Origin of the sequence: uncultured Amphritea sp. (assembly GCF_937127095.1) — a bacterium.
Classification (GTDB): Bacteria; Pseudomonadota; Gammaproteobacteria; order Pseudomonadales; family Balneatricaceae; genus Amphritea.
Window position 1 is genome coordinate 1 of record NZ_CAKZLP010000025.1, and the last position, 22,201, is coordinate 22,201.

Here is a 22,201-nt window from a genome sequence, read left to right on the forward strand (position 1 = left end):
AAAATTAGCGATGATGAGGTCGTGACTGTGAGTAAATTTGCTGCCAAAGCTATTTCTACCCTGTTTGCTGTAGCACTGGGTTTTCTGGCCACTTCAACGATGGCCAACACTGATAATGATGCAATCATAGAACGTATCCAGAAAGTGGGGTCGGTCTGTGTCGAAGGTGATGACTGTGGTGGCGCTGCCGCCCCTGTTGCCGCAGCCGGAGCACGTTCCGGTACTGATGTCTACAATGCAAGCTGTGCTGCCTGCCACGCTTCCGGGGTTCTACAAGCACCTAAGTTTGGCACCAGTGACTGGACTGACCGTGCGACCAAAGGTCTTGAGACTCTGGTTAGCAACGCCATTAACGGTATCAATGCAATGCCTCCCCGCGGCACGTGTGCAAGCTGTTCTGATGAAGAGATCCATGCGGCTGTTCAATACATGGTTGATAGCGCTAAATAATCTCAGCTAAATTAAAAAAGGCCGCATCAGCGGCCTTTTTTATAACTTACCTTTCTCACAGATCATCCAATAAGCCTCGCAGCCCACTCAGGGTCGCGTTGCCCCGCGCTTTATTAGCGACTTCACACACTTCACCACGCCCCTCATATACCAGATCATCCTCCGGCAGCTCATCGAGGAAACGACTTGGCTGACAATCGATCAACTCACCAAATTGTTTTCGCTTGCGTGCCAGGGTCATAGTAAGTGTCTGCTTTGCCCGGGTAATACCCACATAGGCCAGCCGCCGCTCCTCTTCAATATCACCGTTTTCGATGCTATTTCGGTGGGGCAGAATCTCCTCTTCCATCCCCATCAGGTAGACATGGTTGAACTCCAGCCCTTTGGATGCATGCAGGGTCATCAATTGCACCCGGTCAGAATCATCCTCCTCTTCCTGCCGTTCCATAATATCCATCAGCACCAGCCGGGCAATAGCTTCCCGAATACCCGCTTCAGGATCATCCTCCTGCAAACGTACTAACGTATTACGCAGTGAATCGACCAGAATCCAGACGTTTTGCATCCGCCGTTCGGCAATCGTATCACTGGAACTGTTCTGGGCAATCCAGCCAGCAAAATCGATATCCTCTATCATTTTGCGCACCGCATCGATAGGGTCTCCCCGCTCGCACTGCTGATAGATCCCTTCCAGCCAGTTTTTAAAACGCTGCAACCGTTCAACCTGCGCGGGCTTCAACACCTGTTCCAGCCCTAATTCGCTACAGGCATTGAAGAGACTGGTCTGGCGTTCAGAGGCATACTCACCAAGCCCCTGCAAGGTCGTGTGGCCAATCTCCCGGCGCGGCAGGTTGATAATTCTCAGGAAGGCGTTGTCGTCATCCGGATTTACCAGCACTTTCATATAAGACATGATGTCTTTAATCTCTGCACGGCCAAAAAAGGAGGTACCGCCACTCAGCTTATAGGGCACCTGATAGCTTTGCAGCTTGAGCTCCAGCAGTCGGGCCTGGTGGTTACCCCGGTAGAGAATGGCAAAATCCTTAAACGGATAGCGCTTACGCAGGTGCAGGTCCAGTATTTCGGTGGCGATCCGCTCACACTCAGCATCTTCGTTTCGGGTAAAGACTACCCGAATCGGATCACCAAACCCCATATCACTCCAGAGCGTTTTGTCGAATACGTGGGGGTTATTGGAGATCACCGTGTTGGCCGCTTTAAGAATACGCCCTGTCGAACGATAGTTCTGTTCCAGCTTGACCACTTTCAGCGAGGGGAAATCATGCTGTAACTGCACCAGGTTTTCCGGACGGGCACCGCGCCAGGAGTAGATCGACTGATCATCATCGCCCACCACCGTGAGCATTCCCCGGGTACCCACCAGCATCTTAACCAGCAGGTACTGGGTGATATTGGTATCCTGATACTCATCCACCAACAGATAACGAATTTTATGCTGCCAGCGTTCAAGAATATCCCCATGATTGATGAACAGCTGTACCGGCAGCAAAATCAGATCATCAAAATCCACGGCATTGTAGGCTTTCAGGCTTTTCTGATAGGCCTCATAGGCTCTGGCAGCAAGCACATCCGCCGGGCCCTGGGCTTTTGCCAAAGCCTGATCAGGCCCGAGCATATCGTTCTTCCAGTTTGAGATCGTACTCTGGATAAAATCAAGCTGGTCGGTCTCTTCGTTGTGATGCAACAACAGACTTTTTAACAGCGCCTTACTGTCCTGATCATCAAACAGCGAAAAGCCCGCTTTAAACCCCAGCGTCTTATGCTCTTTACGAATGATGTTTAGCCCGAGGTTGTGAAAGGTAGAGACAGTGAGCCCGCGGGTAGCATTGCCTTTGACCAACGAATTAACACGTTCCTTCATCTCACGGGACGCTTTATTGGTAAATGTCACCGCCGCAATGTTATGCGCTTTAATACCGCAGGTCTCAATCAGATAAGCGATCTTGCGGGTGATTACACTGGTTTTACCAGAGCCAGCGCCGGCCAGAACCAACAGCGGCCCGCTGATATAGTCGACAGCTTCTCGCTGTTTAGGATTAAGTCTCGACATGATAAATACTAACTCTGACGGCTAAAGTTTTGTTTGCATCCGGCCGATAGCGTACGGTTGGCAACCGCACAAAAAATAAAAAAAACGACCTAATCACTTGTTTTAGAAGAAAAAATGATCAAACAAGTGTTTGACTGCTGAGTGCAGCGTGATACTCTTAAAATGCATACAGGACGACAATTATCGCATGGAATGAATTGTCTTATCAGTAGATCAGTGGGAATAAACAGGATCGTTTACTCTCAGGTAGTAGATTCGATATGTTATCTGTAGCTCCTAACAGTCCAACATCTGTTGAGTGCCTGATCATTGATAGCTGCGGCTTTGATACCTCAGGGGTCGTCAAGCACCTGCAACAGCATCAATGCAGCACTCAACAATGCAGTTTTGATCTGGCTACTGACCGTTTAGAACACACCGATTTCAAACTGATTTTCCTGCATACCTGCTTTACAGACACCAATGCGCTCTCTGAGCTGCACTATCTACGCCAGCAGCACCCCCATATTCCAGTCATTCTATTTGATGAAAATCTTGATTATGAGCGCATTGATGAATCTATGCTCTGGCGGGCTAACGACTTTATCTGCCCATCAAAGGTAACCGATGAAACCGTTGAGAGAGTGCTTCGCTACAATCTTAAAATTCATCAGTACCATACTGAAATTGAGCGCCTGAATCAGCTCGACCCCTTAACCGGCATGATTAACCGACAGCAGTTCCACAAAGAGTTATCAGAACAGCTGAAACAGCTTAGAAAAAATGAATCGGCCAGTCACTTCGCCTTAATCAGTATTGATCTGGATGGTTTCCGCCGATTTAATAATATTAACGGCTACTCAGCCGGTGACATGGTCGTCAGGGAGATGAGTAAGCGCTTAGCTGAACTGGCTCCCGGACTGATCTGCCGACAGGGGAATGATGAGTTTATTATGTTGCTGGAAGTTACTGCCAGTGCCAATCTTCTACAACATGTCACGCTAATCTGCAATCAGATTCTCCACAGTCTGACTGAACCCTACAACCATCATGAACTGGAAGTCATCCTGCCCTGCAGTATCGGGGTAGCCCTGGCGCCAGAACACAGTTGTGAGACTGACAACCTTATCAATCAGGCGACCCAGGCCAGAATAAAAGCAAAAGAAAACAGCAGCTGCAGCTATATCGTTTTCGATCAGAAATATCATTTGTCGAATGAGCCCCATGTCGCTATCGAACCTGAGTTGATCAGCGCTATCCGCCGTAACGAGTTTGAGCTGTTCTACCAGCCCCGGGTAGATATTCTGTCGGGCAAGATTATTGGCGCAGAGGGACTGATTCGCTGGCGTCATCCGCAAAAAGGGTTGATCTATCCCGACGTGTTTATCCCCACCGCTGAACGGACAGGTCTGATTGTACCGATCGGCTACTGGGTCATCCAACAGGCTGGGGAAGATATCCAGCGACTATTAGCCAGCAATCTGGAGATTAAACGCCTGAGCATTAACCTCTCTTTCAGGCAATTTCAGGACAGCTATCTGTGCCGCACGATTCAGCGACTGATCGAGAAGTATTCTATCGACACCTCTATTCTGGAGTTTGAATTAACCGAGTCGGCCCTGTTTAATAATGAACTGCATGTCCGGGAGGGCATTGAAGAGCTTCATAAGCTGGGTATCAACTTCTCACTGGACGACTTCGGTACCGGCTACTCCTCATTTTCTCTGTTGCAAAAACTGCCCATCAGCAGCCTGAAAATTGACCGTTCATTTGTCTCCGGCGTGAATAACAGCCCTGATGACCGGGAGATCGTCAAAGCTCTCATCCGCCTCGCTCACAGCCTCAACAAAGAGGTTATCGCGGAAGGCGTCGAGACCCTGCAGCAACTCAATTTCCTCGCCAGTTACGGTTGCCATCAGGCACAGGGCTATCTCTACAGCAAACCGGTCCCCTATGAAGAGTTCAAACACCTGCTGGAAAATGGCTATGAGATCACAGGGGTGAGCGCCGCAAACCTATAGCCTCCAGGAGCGCGGCATTGTTTATGTCCAGCTCGCCTTTCAGATCCGCAATGGTTCTGGAGACCTTCAGCACCCGGTGTGCTGCCCGGGCAGATAAACCCATTTTACTCATCGCCTGCATCAACAGCTGTTCCTGTTCCTGTCCGAGTTTACAATACTGTTCCAGACCTTTTACGTTCAACTGATCGTTGATGCAGCCCTGACGCTGTTGCTGGATTGTCCGGGCACTGACCACCCGCTCTCTGATCTGCAGGCTACTTTCGCTGGTTTCGGCGGGCCCCATGAGTTGTTCAGGTGTCAGCCCCGGCACCCAGCTTTGCAGGTCGATGCGATCCAGCAATGGCCCTGAAATTTTCGCCTGATAACGCTGCACCTGATCCGGGGTACAGCGACACCGGCCACTCTGATCTCCCCGATAACCGCAGGGGCAGGGATTCATCGCGGCAATCAGCTGAAACCGGGCTGGAAAACTGGTTTGCAGCGCCGCACGGGAGATGTTGATCACCCCCGATTCCAGCGGTTCGCGCATCACCTCCAGTACCTGTCGGCTGTATTCAGGCAGCTCATCGAGGAACAACACCCCCTGATGAGCCAGAGATATCTCCCCGGGACGGGGATTACTCCCACCACCCACCAGTGCCACCGCTGATGCGGTGTGATGGGGTGTACGAAAAGGACGAATGCCTGCGAAAAGACTTTTTTCTTTCACCCCGGCAATAGAGTAGATTGCCGCAATATCCAGCAACTCATCGGACTCAAGCGGCGGTAAAATACCCGGCAGGCGGCTGGCAAGCATACTTTTTCCACTTCCCGGCGGGCCACAGAGCAATAGATTGTGTCCGCCTCCGGCAGCAATTTCTAAGGCTCTTTTGGCCTGAAACTGCCCGCGTACATCCGCCATATCTGCATCGGTAAAATTATCTACCCGCCACTCAGATGGGGTTGCCGGTTCCTGCAGGCTGGCACCGGCAAGATGATTACTTACCTCCAACAGCGACCTTGCACCAAAAAAACGCAGTCCGGTGACCAGCCCCGCTTCCCGAACATTGTCAGAGGCAACCCAGAGACTACGGCCGGCGTTGCGGCAACTCAGTGCAACAGGCAACACGCCGGAAACCGGTCGCAGATCCCCTGACAGCGCCAGCTCAGCTAAAAACTCATAATGATCAGCGCTGTTTTGTGGCAACTGTCCACTAGCGATGAGAATGCCAACCGCAATTGCCAGATCATAACGCCCACCCTCTTTAGGCAGATCAGCAGGCGCGAGATTGACGGTGATACGCCGGGCTGGAAACTCAAAACCGCAATTCAGCAGCGAGCTGCGAACCCGTTCACGACTCTCCTTTACACCGGTTTCCGGCATCCCCACGATTGAAAAACTGGGCAGACCGCCCGAAAGATGAACCTCCACCGCGACGGGTGGGGATTGAATACCGAGCTGTGCCCGGGTGTGTACTATTGCCAGTGCCATACGCATCCATCCCTGGATTATAGTTTCAGACTGTTAACACCTCAGTCTGTTCTGTTATTCAATGCTCCAGATCTAATCGCTCAATCAGCTGTTCCAGCGTCAGATCCCGGCCGACATACTTACCACTCATGCGCAAACACCCTTGCTGTGTCAGCCGGGTCATCTGTCCAGTGGTACGTACGCCCTCTGCCATGACGTCAAGATCATTGTCCCGCGCCATCGTGATGAAGTCTTCGACATCACGGACATAGTAATCATCGCGCATTTGTTGCTCAACCAGATGCGCGTTCAGCAGCAACATATCGGGATACAACTGAGTCGGTAGCCGCTCAATTGGATGCTGCTGCGGGTCCAGTAAAATCAGCACACCCTGCGCTTTAAGCTCTTCAATCTCGTCCGGAAACAGCTGCAGCTGGACATAATTTAAAATAATCATCAGCCGCTGCGGCGGTATGCCCGCTTTAACCATCTGCCGAATCAGATGTTCGATAACATCGGCGGCAAACAACTCTTCATCCTGTAGGCGGATACAGAGATTATGAAACTGATCAAAACCACTCCAGAGTTTGATCATCGGTGCCAACTGACGTTCCAGTTGCTGATGGTAATCCTGTAACAGACCATAACGGGACAGCTGAGCGATAAACTGCCCCGGTGATAAAACACCCTGCTGCGGATGATTCAGCGACAAGGACACTTCAGCGGCCGCCAGATGATGCTCAGCGAGTGAGTAAACCGGATTGAACCTTAGCTGCAACCAGCCCTCAGAGACGGCCTGACTGAGGGTATCACGACTTAAAACCGTGCCACTTCCCAATGACGCATCATAAAGACGAAAGCCGTTATGACTATCCGGCGTGCGCAACACCAGCCGCGCCCGGTCGAGCATCAGTTCAGCACTGATTCCGCCGTTTTCGACCAGCACACCACCCATCGCATGAGCGAATGATATCGCCTCGCCCTCGACGTCAACAGGCTCCAGCAGCCCGACCGAAATTCGCTCAGCAAACTGCTCCAGCGTCATCTCATCAGGACAATCTTCCAGCACAAAGACAAAGTTATGTTCCTGATCCACCGCCAGCAGGTCGGTCTCACGCACCTGTGCGCTGAGTCGCGCAGCAAGCGCTGCAGCAATCTGACCGGTCTCCTGACCATCAGTGTCGAGCTGAAGCAATATCAACCCTCGCCCCCGATGCCCCAGGCTATCTTTCAACAGTTGCTGATTTAGCTGATCCAGCAGCATAAATTCATCAGGCAAACCCGTCAGCGCATCATAACTGGCATGGTTATAACGATGCTGATCGCGATAAGAACTGCTGATATCGGAGAACTGGGCGACAAAACCATCGATCTCGCCACTCTCGTCTCGCTGTGCCATCAGGGTGTACCAGGCAGGATAACTATGGCCATCTTTATGCCGGTTCCACAACTCACCTTCCCAGAACCCCCGAAACATCAGTTGTTGCCAAAGATGATCAAACAGTTCAGTGGCGATCTCCCGGTTAGTGACAATGCCGGGCCCCTGACCCACAACATCCTCAAAAGAGAAACCACTGACATCAGAAAAGCCCGGATTCACCCGATAGATGCGATTTTCCTCATCCAGCAACATAACCGCCTGAGGGGTATAGTCAAACAGGCCTTCCTCAGGATGCTGAGCAAACACTCTACCCGCTGCCTGCCCGCTGCGCATCGCATTGACAATATACAGCCCGGCCACCGGATTCCAGAAGATCTCTAACTGCAGCCAGAGGTTATGATCTTCGACAAAAGGTTGCCAGGATAACGTTGCGGTCCCCTTTGAACGCGCCAGCATCATGCCATGTCGCAATTCAAACAGCGCTTCTTCAGAGTGCACCCGGGCCAGCGGAATCCCGGTCACCTCTCCCTGCCAGCCAAGCATGCCGAGATATTCCTGAGTCGCAAACTGATAACTCAGGTCAGGCAGAATGCAGGCGTACATCGGCAGATGCATAGGGTCTCCTTAGTGTGTAATTCAGGCGTTATTGTCAGATTGGCTGAGCATCAGTTCCAAACGCGCTATCTCGGACTGCAACTGCTCCAGTTTAGCCCGACTGCGGGCTAAAACCGCACTCTGCGCATCAAACTCGTCGCGGGTGACCAGATCCATCCGCCGGAACGCGCCCTGCAACAGTGCATTGACCTGCTGCTGCATCTCGGGCTCGGCTGTATTCTGCCGGGCCTGTTCAAACAGTTGTCCGATCTGTTCGCTGATCCCGGCCAGTATTGTGTGATTAATCATATCTCATATTTCCAAATAATATCCGCAGTCTATCTCAGCTAAGACTATACCAATAACCGCACAATAACCCGAATCGCTTTTAGCAAGAATTACACGCGCCACGACCTGCGCACCAAAAAAGTGCCTGCACAACAATTGTGCACCAGCGACTGATCAAGAAACCTCTTCGAATCTATTGAATACCATTAAAAATTCGATCACAAACAAAACAAACCATTGTTTTAATTGAAAAATAATCTTTATGGCATGTGCAATGCTTAGTATGGATCAACCGTTTATCGTTGCGCTGATAACCAGCGTAGCTCTTTAAAACAGTTTTACTTAGTGGAGATCAGATCCCATGAAACTCATCTCAGCAATTATTAAACCATTTAAACTGGATGATGTGCGTGAAGCACTTTCCGAAATCGGCGTACAGGGTATCACTGTCACCGAGGTGAAAGGCTTCGGTCGTCAGAAGGGCCATACAGAACTCTACCGGGGCGCAGAATACGTTGTCGATTTTCTGCCCAAGGTAAAGGTCGACGCTGCTGTGGAGGACGGCATCGTTGATCAGGTAGTCGAAGCGATCAGCAAAACGGCTCAAACCGGCAAGATCGGTGACGGTAAGATTTTCGTGATGCCGCTTGAAGAGGTCATCCGGATTCGTACCGGTGAAACCGGCAATACCGCGCTGTAACACGTACTTACAACCTAAAAAACAACTCTAAGCGTTTGCTTCAGGGGGAAGTGATGGAAAATCAAATTTTTGAATTACAATATGCAATGGACACCTTTTATTTTCTGGTGTGCGGTGCATTAGTTATGTGGATGGCGGCTGGGTTCGCCATGCTGGAAGCAGGTCTGGTACGTTCTAAGAACACCACAGAGATCCTGACGAAAAACGTTGCACTGTTCTCAATTGCCTGTGTCATGTACATGGTGTGCGGTTATCACCTAATGTACGGCGGCGACCTGTTCCTGAGCAGCATCGGTGATCTCGATGTTGACCAGGTGCTGGCTGACTCTAAAGAAGAGGGCTTCGGTGGCGGGTCTGTATACTCAGGTGCCTCTGACTTCTTCTTCCAGGTCGTATTCGTTGCAACCGCAATGTCTATCGTTTCCGGTGCTGTCGCTGAACGCATGAAGCTGTGGGCTTTCCTGGCCTTCGCTGTTGTCATGACCGGTGTTATCTACCCAATGGAAGGTTCATGGACCTGGAACGGCGCTGACGTTTTCGGCATGTACAACCTGGGTGACCTTGGTTTCTCTGACTTCGCCGGTTCTGGTATCGTTCACATGGCAGGTGCTGCTGCAGCGCTGGCGGGTGTTCTGCTGCTGGGTGCCCGTAAAGGCAAATATACGGCTAACGGTGTTAACGCTATCCCGGGTGCTAACCTGCCCCTGGCAACGCTGGGTACGTTCATCCTGTGGATGGGCTGGTTCGGTTTCAACGGTGGTTCCGTACTGAAGCTGGGCGATGTTGCCAGCGCTCACTCTGTCGCAATGGTTTTCCTCAACACTAACGCTGCTGCAGCGGGTGGTTCTATCGCTGCGCTGATCACTGCACGCTTACTGTTCGGTAAAGCCGACCTGACCATGCTGCTGAACGGTGCACTAGCGGGTCTGGTTGCGATCACTGCTGAACCATCAACTCCAACGGCCCTGCAGGCAACTCTGTTTGGTGCGATCGGTGGTGTACTGGTAGTGTTCGCCATTATCACTCTGGACAAACTACGTATCGATGATCCTGTAGGTGCGATCTCTGTACACGGTGTCTGTGGTCTGCTGGGTCTGCTGCTGGTACCGGTTACCAACGGTGATGTTAGCTTCAGCGGCCAGCTGATCGGTGCTGCCACTATCTTCATCTGGGTATTCGGAACCAGTCTGATAGTCTGGGCGCTCATCAAAGCAGTTATGGGCATCCGCGTCAGCGAAGAAGAAGAGTACGAAGGTGTTGATATCGCAGAATGCGGTATGGAAGCTTACCCAGAATTTACTAACGGTAAGTAAGCCTTTCAGTTAAAAACGACAATAACTTACAAAAGGGGGGCTTCGGCTCCCCTTCTGACGTTTTATTAAGTTATTGATTCTGGGTATACTAGACCGAAGTTCGATCTCCAACCGTCTGAGGCCTGCAGGAATCTCCTGTAAGAACAACAGATCCAAGCGAGGATAATAATGATGAAACTGGTAAGCGCGGTAATTAAACCGTTCAAACTGGATGATGTACGTGAAGCTCTGTCAGAAATTGGCATTCAGGGCGTCACTGTTACCGAAGTAAAGGGTTTTGGTCGTCAAAAAGGCCATACCGAACTTTATCGCGGTGCAGAGTACGTTGTAGACTTTCTGCCTAAAGTAAAAATTGAAGCGGCTATTGCTGATGATCTGGTTGATCAGGTGATAGAAGCGATCGCATCAACTGCGAATACCGGCAAAATTGGCGACGGCAAAATATTTGTTACGCCACTGGAGCAGGCTATCCGTATCCGTACCGGCGAAACGGGTACCGACGCGCTATAAGCCACGGAATAAACGAATTTTTAAAGGCACCCGATGGGTGCTTTTTTTTACCCAAAACGGGATAAAAATTACTGTTCTATCCAATCAAGGGTCTAAACTTAGATGAGTTTTCCCAGAATGAAGGATTATGGACAGTATGATCAACCGTACAATGTTTGATGAGGTAATGGTTCCCAACTATGCCCCAAGCCAGATGATACCGGTTCGGGGAGCAGGCTCACGGGTCTGGGATCAGGCAGGTAAAGAGTATATCGACTTCGCGGGCGGCATTGCGGTTAATGCACTGGGACACTGCCACCCGGAGCTGGTAAAAACACTGCAGGAGCAAGGGCAAAAACTTTGGCATCTGAGTAATGTCTGGACTAATGAACCGGCCCTGAAACTGGCAGGTCAGCTCTGTGCTGCCACCTTTGCCGAACGGGTGTTATTTGCCAATTCAGGTGCCGAAGCAAATGAAGCAGCACTGAAACTCGCTCGCACTCACGCAAAAAAGCATTTTAGTAAAGATAAAACTGAGATCATCGCCTTCGAAAACAGTTTTCACGGCCGCACCCTGTTTACCGTTAGTACCGGTGGACAACCAAAATACACTGAAGGGTTTGAACCACTCCCCGGCGATATCACCCATCTGCCTTTTAATGACCTGGCCGCCGTAGAATACCAGATCTCCGATAAAACCTGTGCCGTGATCGTCGAACCGATTCTGGGAGAGGGAGGCATTATCGCCGCTGAACCCGTTTTCCTTGAAGGCCTGCGTGCCCTGTGCAGCAAACATAACGCCCTGCTGATTTTCGATGAGATTCAAACCGGCATGGGTCGTACCGGCAACCTGTTCGCCTATCAGGGCTATAACGTCACCCCTGACATTCTCACCACCGCCAAAGCGCTGGGGTGTGGATTCCCCATCGGGGCCATGCTCACCAGCCACGATATCGCAACAAGTTTCTCAGTAGGTTCTCATGGCAGTACTTACGCAGGCAACCCTCTCGCCTGTGCCGTTGCCTCCAGGGCTTTTGAGTTGATCAATGACCCAACGCTGCTTGCCGGAGTTGCCCAGCGGCAGCAGATGTTTCTCAGCGGCCTGAAACAGCTGAATCAAAAGATCGGCCTGTTTCGTGATATCCGCGTGGAGGGTCTGCTGATCGGGTGTGAACTGAAAGAGATATGGCAGGGTAAAGCCCGGGAGTTACTGACCCATGCTCAGGATCAGGGTGTTCTGGTGCTCACCGCGGGCCCCAATGTGCTGCGGCTGGCACCTTCACTGATCATCCCCTATCCGGAGATGAAAAAAGGGCTGCAGCAACTGGCTCAAGCGATGCTGGCTGTAAAAATGGGTTTTTAAGGCGATGAATTATGAACTCCCTGCTGAATTCGATCAACGAACGTCAGATACCACTAACCGAAACCCTGGTTAAACTGGCAGAGATAAACTCCGGCACACTTAACAGAGCCGGCGTTAATCAGATCGGTGGGCTGTTGAGCGAAATGTTTTGCGCTCGACTCAATTGCCATCATCAGCAACTCAGCTTGCCAGCCTACACGCTTATCCGCACCGATGGCACTGCCGTAGAGCACCCCCTGGGAGATCTGCATATCCTGAGCAAACGTCCAGACGCCCCGTTGCAGGTATTACTCACCGGACACCTCGATACGGTGTTCCCGGAAGACTCCGTATTTCAACAGTGCCAGTGGCTGGATGAACAGACGCTGCAGGGGCCTGGCGTAAGCGACATGAAAGGCGGGCTGCTGGTTATGCTGGAAGCGCTGGCCGCATTTGAACAATCGCCACTGGCACAGCGAATAGGCTGGACCGTTATTCTAAATCCGGACGAGGAGATCGGCTCTCCCAGTTCCGCATCCATCCTGGCGCAGCAAGCGGAGCTGCATGACCTGGGGATGATCTACGAACCGGCGCTGCCTAATGGCCAACTGGCCGGTGAGCGCAAGGGCAGCGGTAATTTCACCGCTATCATCGCCGGAGTGGCCGCTCATGCGGGTCGTGAACACCACCGGGGACGTAATGCAATCTGCGCCATGGCTGAATTCATAACAGCAGTCGATCAACTGAATGGTCTGCGAGACGGTGTCACTATCAATGTCGGTATAGTCGATGGCGGCGTGACCACAAATCAGGTGCCGGATCAGGCCCGTTGCCGCTTCAACATCCGCACCCGGATCAGTGAAGATGAGCGCTGGTGCCAACAGCAACTGCATAGAATCGAAGAGCAAATTAACCGTAAAGAGGGAATATCACTGACTCTCCACGGCGGATTTGGCCGCAGCCCAAAACAGTTAAACCCGGCTCATCTGGCACTTTTTCAACTGGTGGCTAACTGCTCAGCGCAGCTTGGCGTACCGCTCTCATGGGAACCTACCGGCGGCTGCTGTGATGGCAACAACCTGTCGGCGGCAGGGTTACCTAATGTTGATACGCTGGGTGTATTGGGCGGCAATATCCACAGCCACCAGGAATTTATTAAGATATCCAGCCTGGTCGAACGCGCCCGACTAACTACACTGATACTACTGACGTTGGCAGAACAACCTGAAACCTGGAGCAGAGCACGGACGTAATCACGTTTAAACCACCCGGTGGATAAACATCTTATCAGAATAAAACAGAGGAGTTGAGGGATGAACGAGATCAGTTTAATTCGCCCAATCAGATTATCCGATCTGGATCGCCTCTGTGAACTGGCGCAGGATAGCGGCCCGGGTTTCACCTCACTGCCGAGCAATCGCGAACTGCTTGAGACCAAAATTCTCGCCTCAGAAGCCGCTTTTCAGCAGGTGAAAGCGGACCCAAAGGGTGCCAGTTACCTGTTTGTAATGGAATTCCCTCAGGACAATAGAGTGGTCGGGGTCTGCGGTATAGAAGCCGCCGTGGGTCGGCGAGAGCCGTTTTATCACTATCGTCTGGGCACCGTTGTCCATGCCTCCCGCGAGCTGGGGGTGCACAACAGCTTTCAGACCCTCTATCTGTGCAATGATTACACCGGCTGCACCGAGGTCTGTACCCTCTACCTGGACCCGGAATACCGCAAAGACAACAATGGCGGGTTACTGTCCCGCTGCCGCTTTCTGTTTCTGGCACAGTTCAAAGAGCGCTTCCCGGGCAAAGTCATCGCCGAGATGCGCGGCGTCAGCGATGCTCAGGGCCGGTCAGCCTTCTGGGATGGCTTGGGACAGCACTTTTTCAGCATGGAGTTTTCAGAGGCAGACTACCTCACCGGCATCGGTAACAAGGTATTTATTGCCGAACTAATGCCGAAACACTCGATCTATATCCACCTGTTGCCGGAAGCTGCGCGCCAGGTCATAGGCGAGGTTCATGAACAAACAATACCCGCACGCAAACTACTTGAAAGCGAGGGGTTCCGCTATGAGGAGTATATCGATATTTTTGATGCCGGTCCGACCCTCGCCTGCGAACTGAAGGATATCCGCGCTGTCAGAAAAAGCGGTTATGTCAAAGTCCATATCGGCCCCTATCAGCACCACTCTACCTCCTTTCTGATCAGCAATACCTCATTGCAGAATTTCCGCTGTACGGCCGCACAGATAGCCCCGTCAGAGGGCAGAATAACCCTGACCGCAGAGCTCGCCCACCAGTTGATGGTCAATGAGGGCGACAAGGTACGGGTTGTTCCTCTAAAGAGCAGAACCAGGAGTTGAGCCATGAAAGCACATGCATCACTGTTTATAAATGGTCGCTGGGTGCAGGGGAAGGGCACAACCTTCAACTCGGTTAATCCCGCATCGGAGCAACAGATCTGGGAAGGGCACTGTGCCAGTGAGTCACAGGTTGCTCAGGCGGTTGACGCTGCCCGCAATGCTGCCGTTCGCTGGCGCGAAATGACGTTGGAGCAGCGTCAGAGTTACCTCCTGCGCTTTACCCAACTGCTGCATGAATATGCAGAACTACTCGCGGATACGATCGGCCAGGAAACCGGCAAACCACTCTGGGAAAGCCGTACCGAAATCACCGCAATGATTGGTAAAACCGACATATCCATCCGCGCCCACAAAGAGCGCTGTCCCACCCGAATAGAACACAGCCCCCAGGGAGAGCAAGTTCTGCGTCATAAACCCCATGGGGTGGTGGCCATATTCGGCCCTTACAATTTTCCCATGCATCTGCCCAATGGCCATATTCTTCCCGCACTGCTGGCAGGTAATACGGTGGTGTTCAAACCCAGTGAGCTGACGCCCCGCTGTGCGGAACTGATGCTGCACCTGTGGCAGAAAGCAGAACTGCCCGATGGCGTGCTGAATCTGCTGCAGGGTGACAGTGCAACAGGCAAAGCACTGGCATCCAACAGCGGCATTGATGGTTTGTTCTTCACCGGCAGCGCAGTGACCGGACAGTTGTTACATCGTCAGTTTGGCGGCCACCCGGAAAAAATTCTGGCGCTGGAGATGGGTGGCAATAACCCGTTATTGATCACGCCAGTCGAAAACCTCAAAGCAGCCGTTCACGATACGATTATCTCGGCCTTTATCAGCGCAGGACAACGCTGCACCTGCGCCCGTCGTCTTCTGGTGCCCGCCACCAGTTGGGGAGATCATTATATTGATCAACTGGTTCTGGCTTGCCGTAAAATACGCACGGGCAATTATAACGACGACCCGCAACCCTTTATGGGCACCCTGATCAGTAAGCCCGCCGCAGATGCCATTCTGTCGACGCAGCAGCAACTCATTCAGGCCGGCGCCGCGGTACTGCTCGAAGCGCAGGTAAACAACAGCGCCGGCACCCTGCTATCCCCGGCGATCATTGATACCACGGCCGCCGCGGACCTGCCGGATCAGGAATATTTCGGGCCGTTACTTCAGGTTATCCGTTACCGTAATTTTGAATCCGCCATTGCTACGGCTAATGACACAAGATTCGGCCTGTCCGCCGGACTGTTTAGCAATGATCGCGAGCAATATGACCATTTCCAGCGTCATATTCGTACCGGTATCATCAACTGGAACCGCCCACTGACAGGTGCCAGCAGCAGCATGCCGTTTGGCGGCTGCGGCATCAGTGGCAACCACCGGGCGTCAGCTTACTACGCCGCGGATTACTGTGCCTACCCGGTGGCATCCATTGAAAGCAGTTCGCCTGTGTTGCCAGCCAATCTCAGTCCGGGACTCGACTTATAAGCGTACCGATCAGGAAATTAAGGAGGTTATATGCTTTATCAGGAAGTGAACTTTGATGGACTGATCGGCCCCAGCCATAACTATGCAGGCCTGTCGCCGGGAAATATCGCCTCGGATAAACACAAAGGCGAGATCGCTTCGCCCCGGCAGGCAGCCCTGCAGGGGCTGGAAAAGATGTGGCGGTTGGTGCAGTTGGGACAGATTCAAGGGGTGCTGCCTCCAGCGCCCCGGCCTGATATTGCGACACTCCGCAGACTGGGGTTTGGCGGCTCCGTCAGCGATATTATCAGCCAGGCCCATCGCACAGCACCACATCTGCTGGCGGCCTGTTACTCAGCATCAACGATGTGGGCGGCCAATGCAGCAACGGTAACCGCCAGCCGGGACTGCCCGGATGGAAGAATCCATTTCACCCCGGCTAATCTGATCACCACGTTACACCGCTCTATTGAAACGGACTATAGTGCCACACTGTTAACGCGGATCTTCAATGATCCGGCCCATTTTTGCCACCACTCACCACTCCCCGGTCAGGCCAGTTTTGCCGACGAGGGCGCTGCTAACCATACGCGACTTTGCTCCTCTCATAGCCAGCAAGGCATAAGCCTGCTGGTCTACGGGCGTGGCAGCGGCAGGCTTTCGCCGAAGGTTTACCCCGCCCGACAAACCCTGGCCGCCTGCGAAGCTCTGGTGCGGCAGCATCAACTGCCATCGGCAAATGTCGTGCTGGCACAGCAGAATCCCAATGTTATCGATCAGGGGGTGTTTCATCATGATGTTATCGGTGTCGGCCACCGAAATTTTTTAATGTTGCATGAAGATTCATTGGTTAACCAGCAACACATCCTGGACCAGTTGCAGCGGCAGTGGCCGCAATCCGGACGCGCCCCTTGCAACCCATTAGTGATTGCCGAATTCAGCAGCAAACTCCTTAGTGTTAAAGCTGCGGTTACAAGCTATCTATTCAATAGCCAGCTGATCAGTTTGTCAGACCCGGCCTTATCAGGTGATAGACCCGACGCTACAGAAATGCTGTTACTGGCGCCGACAAACTGCCTGGCTTCCGACGAGGCGATGAATGCTATTGACTGGTTAATTACGGCTGATAATCCGGTATCGGCCGTTGAATATATCGACCTGAGCCAAAGCATGAATAACGGTGGAGGCCCGGCCTGCCTACGCCTCAGAGTGCCGATGAGTCAGGCAGAGCTCAATGCGGTACATCCCGGCATTCTGCTGGACGTCACCCTCTATAATCGTTTGAAAAGCTGGATTAACACGCACTACCGGGAGCAACTTAGCGCAGCAGATCTTGCGGACCCAAGCCTGCCGACTGAGATTCAGGTCGCTCTGAACGAACTGGCTGAAATATTGGTTTTGCCAAACCTCTACCCGTTTCAGGTATAAGAGAGCAAACGAGGATTGCAAATAGACCTATAATCCATTTATGACTTTTAAAATGACGGGCAAGGTTTACATCGCTATCCTGGTATATATTGCCTGGGTCGTACTTTATCTTGTGTGGGATTACTCGCAGGAGCAGAGTCGCATCTATCAGCAGATTGACAACGAGCTCACCACCAGCGCTTTGACAGCCCCCCTGATACTACCGGACCACTTTCATCATCAGGGTATGCAACCGGGAGATATCAAACCCGAAGCTGATCTGAACAATACGATCAAGTTATCCGAATATACCCGCAACACCCGTACTATCTATATTTACACGATGGTGCTACGGGATAAGGCGGTCTATTTTACCAGCGCCAGCATCACTGATGAGGATATGAAAGCCGGTAAAGATCTGTACAACTATTTTCTACCCTATACAGATGCTGACCCGAGACTTCATCAGCTAGCTAACAGTGAGGATCAACTGTTTCTTGAAATCAACGATCACTGGGGGCACTTCCGTAGCACCTTTATCCCCCAGACATCTTCCGATGGCACCCGTTTTATTACCGCCGCAGATATGGAAATAAGCCAGATTGAGTCCCCATTGCACCAGCGACTCATTCAGCAAATAGGGTTGGCCATTATATTTTTACTGTTTCTGTTGCCGGTCATGCTCACCTTCTCTGCCGCACAACGCCGCTGGGCCAGAAGTCTTGAAGTCAGCGTCCGTGAGCGCACCCAACAACTGCATGCCAGTGAAAAACGCCTCGCCTCAATTATTGAGCATTCGCCCGTCGGTATTTTTCACTATGACCAGAATGCGGTCATCACTATGATCAACCACCGTTTTGAGAAGATTGTTGGCTCCTCAGATAAAGTGCTGGTTGGCTTCAACATGTTGGAAAAGCTAACAGACGAAAAGCTTCTGACTGCCCTGCGAGATGCATTGCAGGGTCAAGTCGGGCGGTTTGAAGGTCCTTATGTGTCGGTCACAGGCCACCGAAAAATGTATCTGATCGCTGAGTTTGTTCCCCTACGGGATGCTCAGGGTCTGGTCAATGGGGGTGTCGGGGTTTTCAACGATGCAACAGAACAGCAAAACACCACCAACACCCTGAAAAAACTGTCGATGGCAGTAGAACAGAGCCCGAACGTTGTTGTAATAACCGATGTAAGTGGTCAAATAGAATACGTTAACCCCCGTTTCACCGATATTACCGGCTATTACCCTGAAGAAGTCATAGGTAGCAACCCCCGCCTTTTAAACTCCGGGGAAACGGCAACAGAGATCTATAGTGATCTGTGGAAAACCCTGCTGTCCGGCCAGGAATGGCGTGGCGTATTTCATAATAAAAAGAAGAACGGCGATCTTTACTGGGCCGAAGAGGTGATATCGCCCATCACCAATAATTTTGGTGAGATAACTCATTTTATTGCCCTGCAGGAAGATATTACCGAAGTTCGCAGAATCTCCGATGAGATAGACTTTCAAACCACCCACGACTCACTAACCGGTTTGTTAAATCGCCGTCAGTTTGAAAACGAGCTAACCCGAATTGTCTCGCATGCGCATAAGCATCACTCCCACCATGTCCTCTGCTTTATTGATATTGACCAGTTCAAGATTGTTAATGACACCTGTGGCCATCTGGCCGGGGATGATCTATTGCGGCAGATCAGCAACCTTATCAGAGATAAGCTTCGCAACCGCGATACCCTCGCACGTCCCGGAGGGGATGAGTTTCTGATACTGTTAGAAAACGCCAGTCTGGCCCAAGGTGAACGGGTCGTACAGATGATCATGAATGATCTGAAACAGTTTCGTTTCCAGTGGGAAGATCATAACTTCCCGGTTGAGATCAGTGCCGGACTCGCGGTGATAGACCGACACACCAGTAGCGCAATTGGCGCCATGCAGGATGTCGACACCGCTTGCTATACAGCGAAAGACGCTGGCCGCAACCGGATCCACATCTACAATGATAACGATGAACAACAACTGATTCGCAAAGGCTATATTCAGTGGGCCAGCGAGATCCACCGCGCTCTGGATGACAATAGTTTCCTGCTCTATGTTCAGCCCATTGTTCCTCTGCAGAAACAGCAAAACACCGGCTATGAAGTGCTGATCAGGCTGCGCGCTGAATCCGGCGATCTGGTCGCCCCTGGTGCCTTTCTCCCAGCTGCGGAGCGATACAATATTGCGCCGCAGATCGATCGCTGGGTGATCCAGAATACTCTGCAGTGGATGACACAAAATATTGATCAGCTGGGGCATATCGACAGCCTGGCAATTAATTTGTCAGGTCAGTCTCTCGGAGATGACGCACTGCTGGGATATATCATCCGCACAATAGAGCATGGTGTCGTGCCCGCGCGCATGATCAAATTTGAGATCACCGAAACGGCGGCGATCGCCAACCTCAAAGACGCGCAGATATTTATCCGCTCACTGAAAAACCTGGGTTGCCGCTTTGCCCTGGATGACTTTGGCAGCGGCCTCTCCTCCTTTGCTTACCTGAAAAACCTACCCGTTGATCTGCTGAAGATCGACGGCATGTTTGTGCGCAATATCATCGCCGACCCGGTTGACGAAGCGATGGTCCGTTCGATCAATGAGGTCGGGCATATTATGGGCATGGAAACGATCGCAGAGTTCGTTGAAACCGACGAGATTATGGAACGCCTCCGGCAGCTGGGTGTGGATTATGCCCAGGGCTATACCATCAGCCGTCCAGAGCCTATCGATACCATTTTGAACAGCGCTTCAATCGCTCCAACAGCAGCAACCGAAGCCGATTCAGAACAGATCTGACACTGTCAGCTCAGACCTTAGGAAATGACAGTATCAGTTCCAGCCCTTTGCCCGGCTGACTGCTGGCAGTCAGAGTGCCACCCAATAATTGTACCGCACGCTGGGCAATACTGAGGCCGAGGCCATAACCATTTTGCTGTCCGGTAAAGCGTACAAAGGGTTTAAACATTGTCGCTAGCTGCTCAGCACTGAGCCCCGGCCCTGTGTCGGCGACCCGGATCAGGACTTTCCCCGCAACCAGCTCCGCCGAAATAATAATCTCTGTATCTGCCGGTGTATGCTTAACCGCATTCCCGAGAATGTTACTCAACGCTCGTTCAAGCAGGGCTGGATTACCTTTAATCCGGTAGGCGACCGGCGTCCACTGCAGTGGATGATGGGGTGAACTGAAGCGAAAATCCTCCACTAGCGTATCGATCACCTCCGTCAACTCAAAACTCTGATCTGACACCTCCATCTGCTCCAGTCGCGACAAACTGAGAATCTCATCGATCAGCCGGTTGATCCGGTCACACTCCTGATTAATCCTCTCAATAAAGTGCTGATCAGCCTCTGACATTTTTTGCCCGGCTAATCCCGCTGCCATCTGCAGACGCGCCAGCGGCGCACGCAGCTCGTGGGAGACATCCTGCAACAGGTGTGTATTCGACTGCAGCGTCTGCTCCACATATTCAGCCATCCGGTTAAATTCCCGGCTGAGCTCGCCGATCTCATCGCCTCGGCAACTTAACCGGTCATCGGTCCGGGCACTGAGATCTCCGTTATAAAGGTCACGGGTATATTGACGCAAGCGGTTAACCGGGCGCACCACCATCAGACTGATCAACAGCGCGGCGATCCCGGCAACCACCATTAACAATACCACCTGAACAGAGAGAAAGAAGCCAAACACCTTCGCCGCCAGATCAGGTCGGATACGGGTTTCTGCGACGACCTGATACTCCCGGTTAGTGTCAGAAATCACATTCAGAATCATAGGATTACGAAACTTTCTGACATCTTCATGACCAAAAATAACCTGCCCGGATTTAAGCTCTGTAATCTGCACTCTGGAGGGGAAAAAGCGCGGCTCTTTATGATCATCATCGTGATAGCGGCGCCACTCTTTCGGGGACGGGAGATGACCATCACGCTCAAAACGATCAATCAGTAGCTCCGCCTGCCCCAATACCCGGGCATTGAACACATCACGATCACGCTGCTGTTCTGACAGGTGCCCAATCACAAAAGCAGTCAGGGCGATTACCAGAAAACTGGTCAGCCAGACTGTGACAAATATTTTCAGAAAAAGTCGTTTATACCAGCGAATCGCCATCAGTCCTGCCTGTCTTTCCCGTACTTCACACTGAAATCATTCATTTACCAGCATATAGCCGGCACCGCGGACAGTTTTAATCAGTTCACTGTCGGGTATGACCGCTGCCAGCTTCTGCCTCACCCGGCTAACATGGACATCAATCGCCCGGTCGTAGGCGGTCAGTTTGCGATGCAACACCTTCTCTGTGAGATCGTCCTTACTGACAATACTACCTGCCGATCGCATCAACTCGGCCAGCACATTAAATTCGGCACTGGTAAGTTCCAGCTCGATATCCGCCACCCGAACCAGGCGCTTACCAGCATCCAGCTCTATGCCATGAATGCTCAGTTTATCTGAACTCTCTTCTAAAGCTGGTTGCTGCCCACTACGACGTAAAACTGCCCGGATACGGGCGACCAGCTCACGCGGATTACAGGGTTTGCCGAGATAATCATCCGCTCCCATCTCCAGACCGATAATCCGGTCGATATCCTCGCCCCGCCCGGTGAGCATGATTACCGGGGTTTTAATCCGCGGACGCACCTGCTGCAGCAGTTCAAGGCCACTCTGGCCGGGCATCATAATATCAAAGATCAGCAGATCATAGCTGCCCGCTTGCTGCAACAACGGCAAAGCCTGCTCCACACTGTGCGCAAAGCTGACGTCAAAGCCTTCGGACTCAAGATACTGACCCATCAGCTCACAGAGTTCCTGATCATCATCCACTAACAAAAGTTTTACGGTGTCACTCATACTTAATGTCCTTTCCAGATAGCCTCAGAG

At 51.9% G+C, this 22,201-nt stretch carries 17 protein-coding genes; 11 read left to right on the top strand and 6 right to left on the bottom strand.

All coding sequences use genetic code 11. The features are described 5' to 3' along the window. The coding region (locus tag Q0499_RS06725; protein ID WP_363317777.1) for a c-type cytochrome at positions 1 to 450 on the top strand (450 nt) is incomplete at its 5' end. 55 nt (positions 451 to 505) lie between these two features. On the opposite strand, the gene rep is transcribed toward Q0499_RS06725, so the two are convergent. After that, on the bottom strand, positions 506 to 2,521 hold the full coding sequence (rep, locus tag Q0499_RS06730; protein ID WP_299197538.1) for a DNA helicase Rep: 2,016 nt from the start codon (positions 2,519 to 2,521) through the stop codon (positions 506 to 508). 260 nt (positions 2,522 to 2,781) lie between these two features. Here rep and Q0499_RS06735 point away from each other — a divergent pair, with 260 nt between their 5' ends. Further along, the gene (locus Q0499_RS06735) at positions 2,782 to 4,521 is read left to right on the top strand and encodes a bifunctional diguanylate cyclase/phosphodiesterase (RefSeq protein WP_299197540.1); all 1,740 of its coding nucleotides are present in this window, start codon (positions 2,782 to 2,784) and stop codon (positions 4,519 to 4,521) included. Here the strand turns inward: Q0499_RS06735 and Q0499_RS06740 are convergent. The 3 genes from Q0499_RS06740 to Q0499_RS06750 are packed head-to-tail and all read right to left on the bottom strand — an operon-like array spanning position 4,493 to position 8,255. Next, on the bottom strand, positions 4,493 to 5,992 hold the full coding sequence (locus tag Q0499_RS06740; RefSeq protein ID WP_299197542.1) for a YifB family Mg chelatase-like AAA ATPase: 1,500 nt from the start codon (positions 5,990 to 5,992) through the stop codon (positions 4,493 to 4,495). The two genes, Q0499_RS06735 and Q0499_RS06740, sit on opposite strands and share 29 nt — an antisense overlap. A 58-nt stretch (positions 5,993 to 6,050) precedes the next feature. Further along, positions 6,051 to 7,967 carry an EAL domain-containing protein gene (locus tag Q0499_RS06745; protein ID WP_299197545.1) on the bottom strand — a complete coding sequence of 639 codons (1,917 nt, stop codon included), beginning with the start codon at positions 7,965 to 7,967 and terminating at the stop codon, positions 6,051 to 6,053. 21 nt (positions 7,968 to 7,988) lie between these two features. Continuing rightward, positions 7,989 to 8,255, bottom strand: coding sequence for an accessory factor UbiK family protein (locus tag Q0499_RS06750; RefSeq protein ID WP_299197547.1), 267 nt, complete (start codon positions 8,253 to 8,255; stop codon positions 7,989 to 7,991). Between the two features lie 340 nt (positions 8,256 to 8,595). Here Q0499_RS06750 and glnK (Q0499_RS06755) point away from each other — a divergent pair, with 340 nt between their 5' ends. The 9 genes from glnK (Q0499_RS06755) to Q0499_RS06795 all read left to right on the top strand — a co-directional run bounded on the left by glnK (Q0499_RS06755) (position 8,596) and on the right by Q0499_RS06795 (position 20,118). Next, entirely contained in the window at positions 8,596 to 8,934 is a 339-nt protein-coding gene (gene glnK, locus Q0499_RS06755; protein ID WP_299197549.1) for a P-II family nitrogen regulator, read from the top strand. 53 nt (positions 8,935 to 8,987) lie between these two features. Next, entirely contained in the window at positions 8,988 to 10,247 is a 1,260-nt protein-coding gene (locus tag Q0499_RS06760; RefSeq protein ID WP_299197552.1) for an ammonium transporter, read from the top strand. A 171-nt stretch (positions 10,248 to 10,418) separates the two neighbouring features. After that, positions 10,419 to 10,757 carry a P-II family nitrogen regulator gene (glnK, locus tag Q0499_RS06765; protein WP_299197554.1) on the top strand — a complete coding sequence of 113 codons (339 nt, stop codon included), beginning with the start codon at positions 10,419 to 10,421 and terminating at the stop codon, positions 10,755 to 10,757. 127 nt (positions 10,758 to 10,884) lie between these two features. Continuing rightward, positions 10,885 to 12,099, top strand: coding sequence for an aspartate aminotransferase family protein (locus Q0499_RS06770; protein ID WP_299197556.1), 1,215 nt, complete (start codon positions 10,885 to 10,887; stop codon positions 12,097 to 12,099). An 11-nt stretch (positions 12,100 to 12,110) separates the two neighbouring features. Then, on the top strand, positions 12,111 to 13,331 hold the full coding sequence (locus Q0499_RS06775) for a hydrolase (protein WP_299197558.1): 1,221 nt from the start codon (positions 12,111 to 12,113) through the stop codon (positions 13,329 to 13,331). Positions 13,332 to 13,391: 60 nt separating this feature from the next. Further along, complete coding sequence (gene astA / locus Q0499_RS06780) at positions 13,392 to 14,432, top strand: arginine N-succinyltransferase (protein ID WP_299197561.1); 1,041 nt, start codon at positions 13,392 to 13,394, stop codon at positions 14,430 to 14,432. A 3-nt stretch (positions 14,433 to 14,435) separates the two neighbouring features. After that, entirely contained in the window at positions 14,436 to 15,908 is a 1,473-nt protein-coding gene (gene astD, locus Q0499_RS06785; RefSeq protein ID WP_299197563.1) for a succinylglutamate-semialdehyde dehydrogenase, read from the top strand. A gap of 30 nt (positions 15,909 to 15,938) precedes the next feature. After that, complete coding sequence (gene astB / locus Q0499_RS06790) at positions 15,939 to 17,315, top strand: N-succinylarginine dihydrolase (RefSeq protein WP_299197566.1); 1,377 nt, start codon at positions 15,939 to 15,941, stop codon at positions 17,313 to 17,315. A 52-nt stretch (positions 17,316 to 17,367) separates the two neighbouring features. Then, a complete protein-coding gene (locus tag Q0499_RS06795; RefSeq protein ID WP_299197568.1) occupies positions 17,368 to 20,118 on the top strand; it encodes an EAL domain-containing protein in 2,751 nt (916 codons plus the stop codon). Positions 20,119 to 20,128: 10 nt separating this feature from the next. Here Q0499_RS06795 and Q0499_RS06800 read toward each other — a convergent pair whose 3' ends face one another. Together Q0499_RS06800 and Q0499_RS06805 are read right to left on the bottom strand one after the other, a co-directional pair. After that, positions 20,129 to 21,433: a HAMP domain-containing sensor histidine kinase gene (locus tag Q0499_RS06800; protein WP_299197570.1), complete on the bottom strand. Its 1,305-nt coding sequence runs from the start codon at positions 21,431 to 21,433 to the stop codon at positions 20,129 to 20,131. 36 nt (positions 21,434 to 21,469) lie between these two features. Beyond that, positions 21,470 to 22,171, bottom strand: coding sequence for a response regulator transcription factor (locus Q0499_RS06805; RefSeq protein WP_299197572.1), 702 nt, complete (start codon positions 22,169 to 22,171; stop codon positions 21,470 to 21,472). Between the last annotated feature and the right edge of the window lie 30 nt (positions 22,172 to 22,201).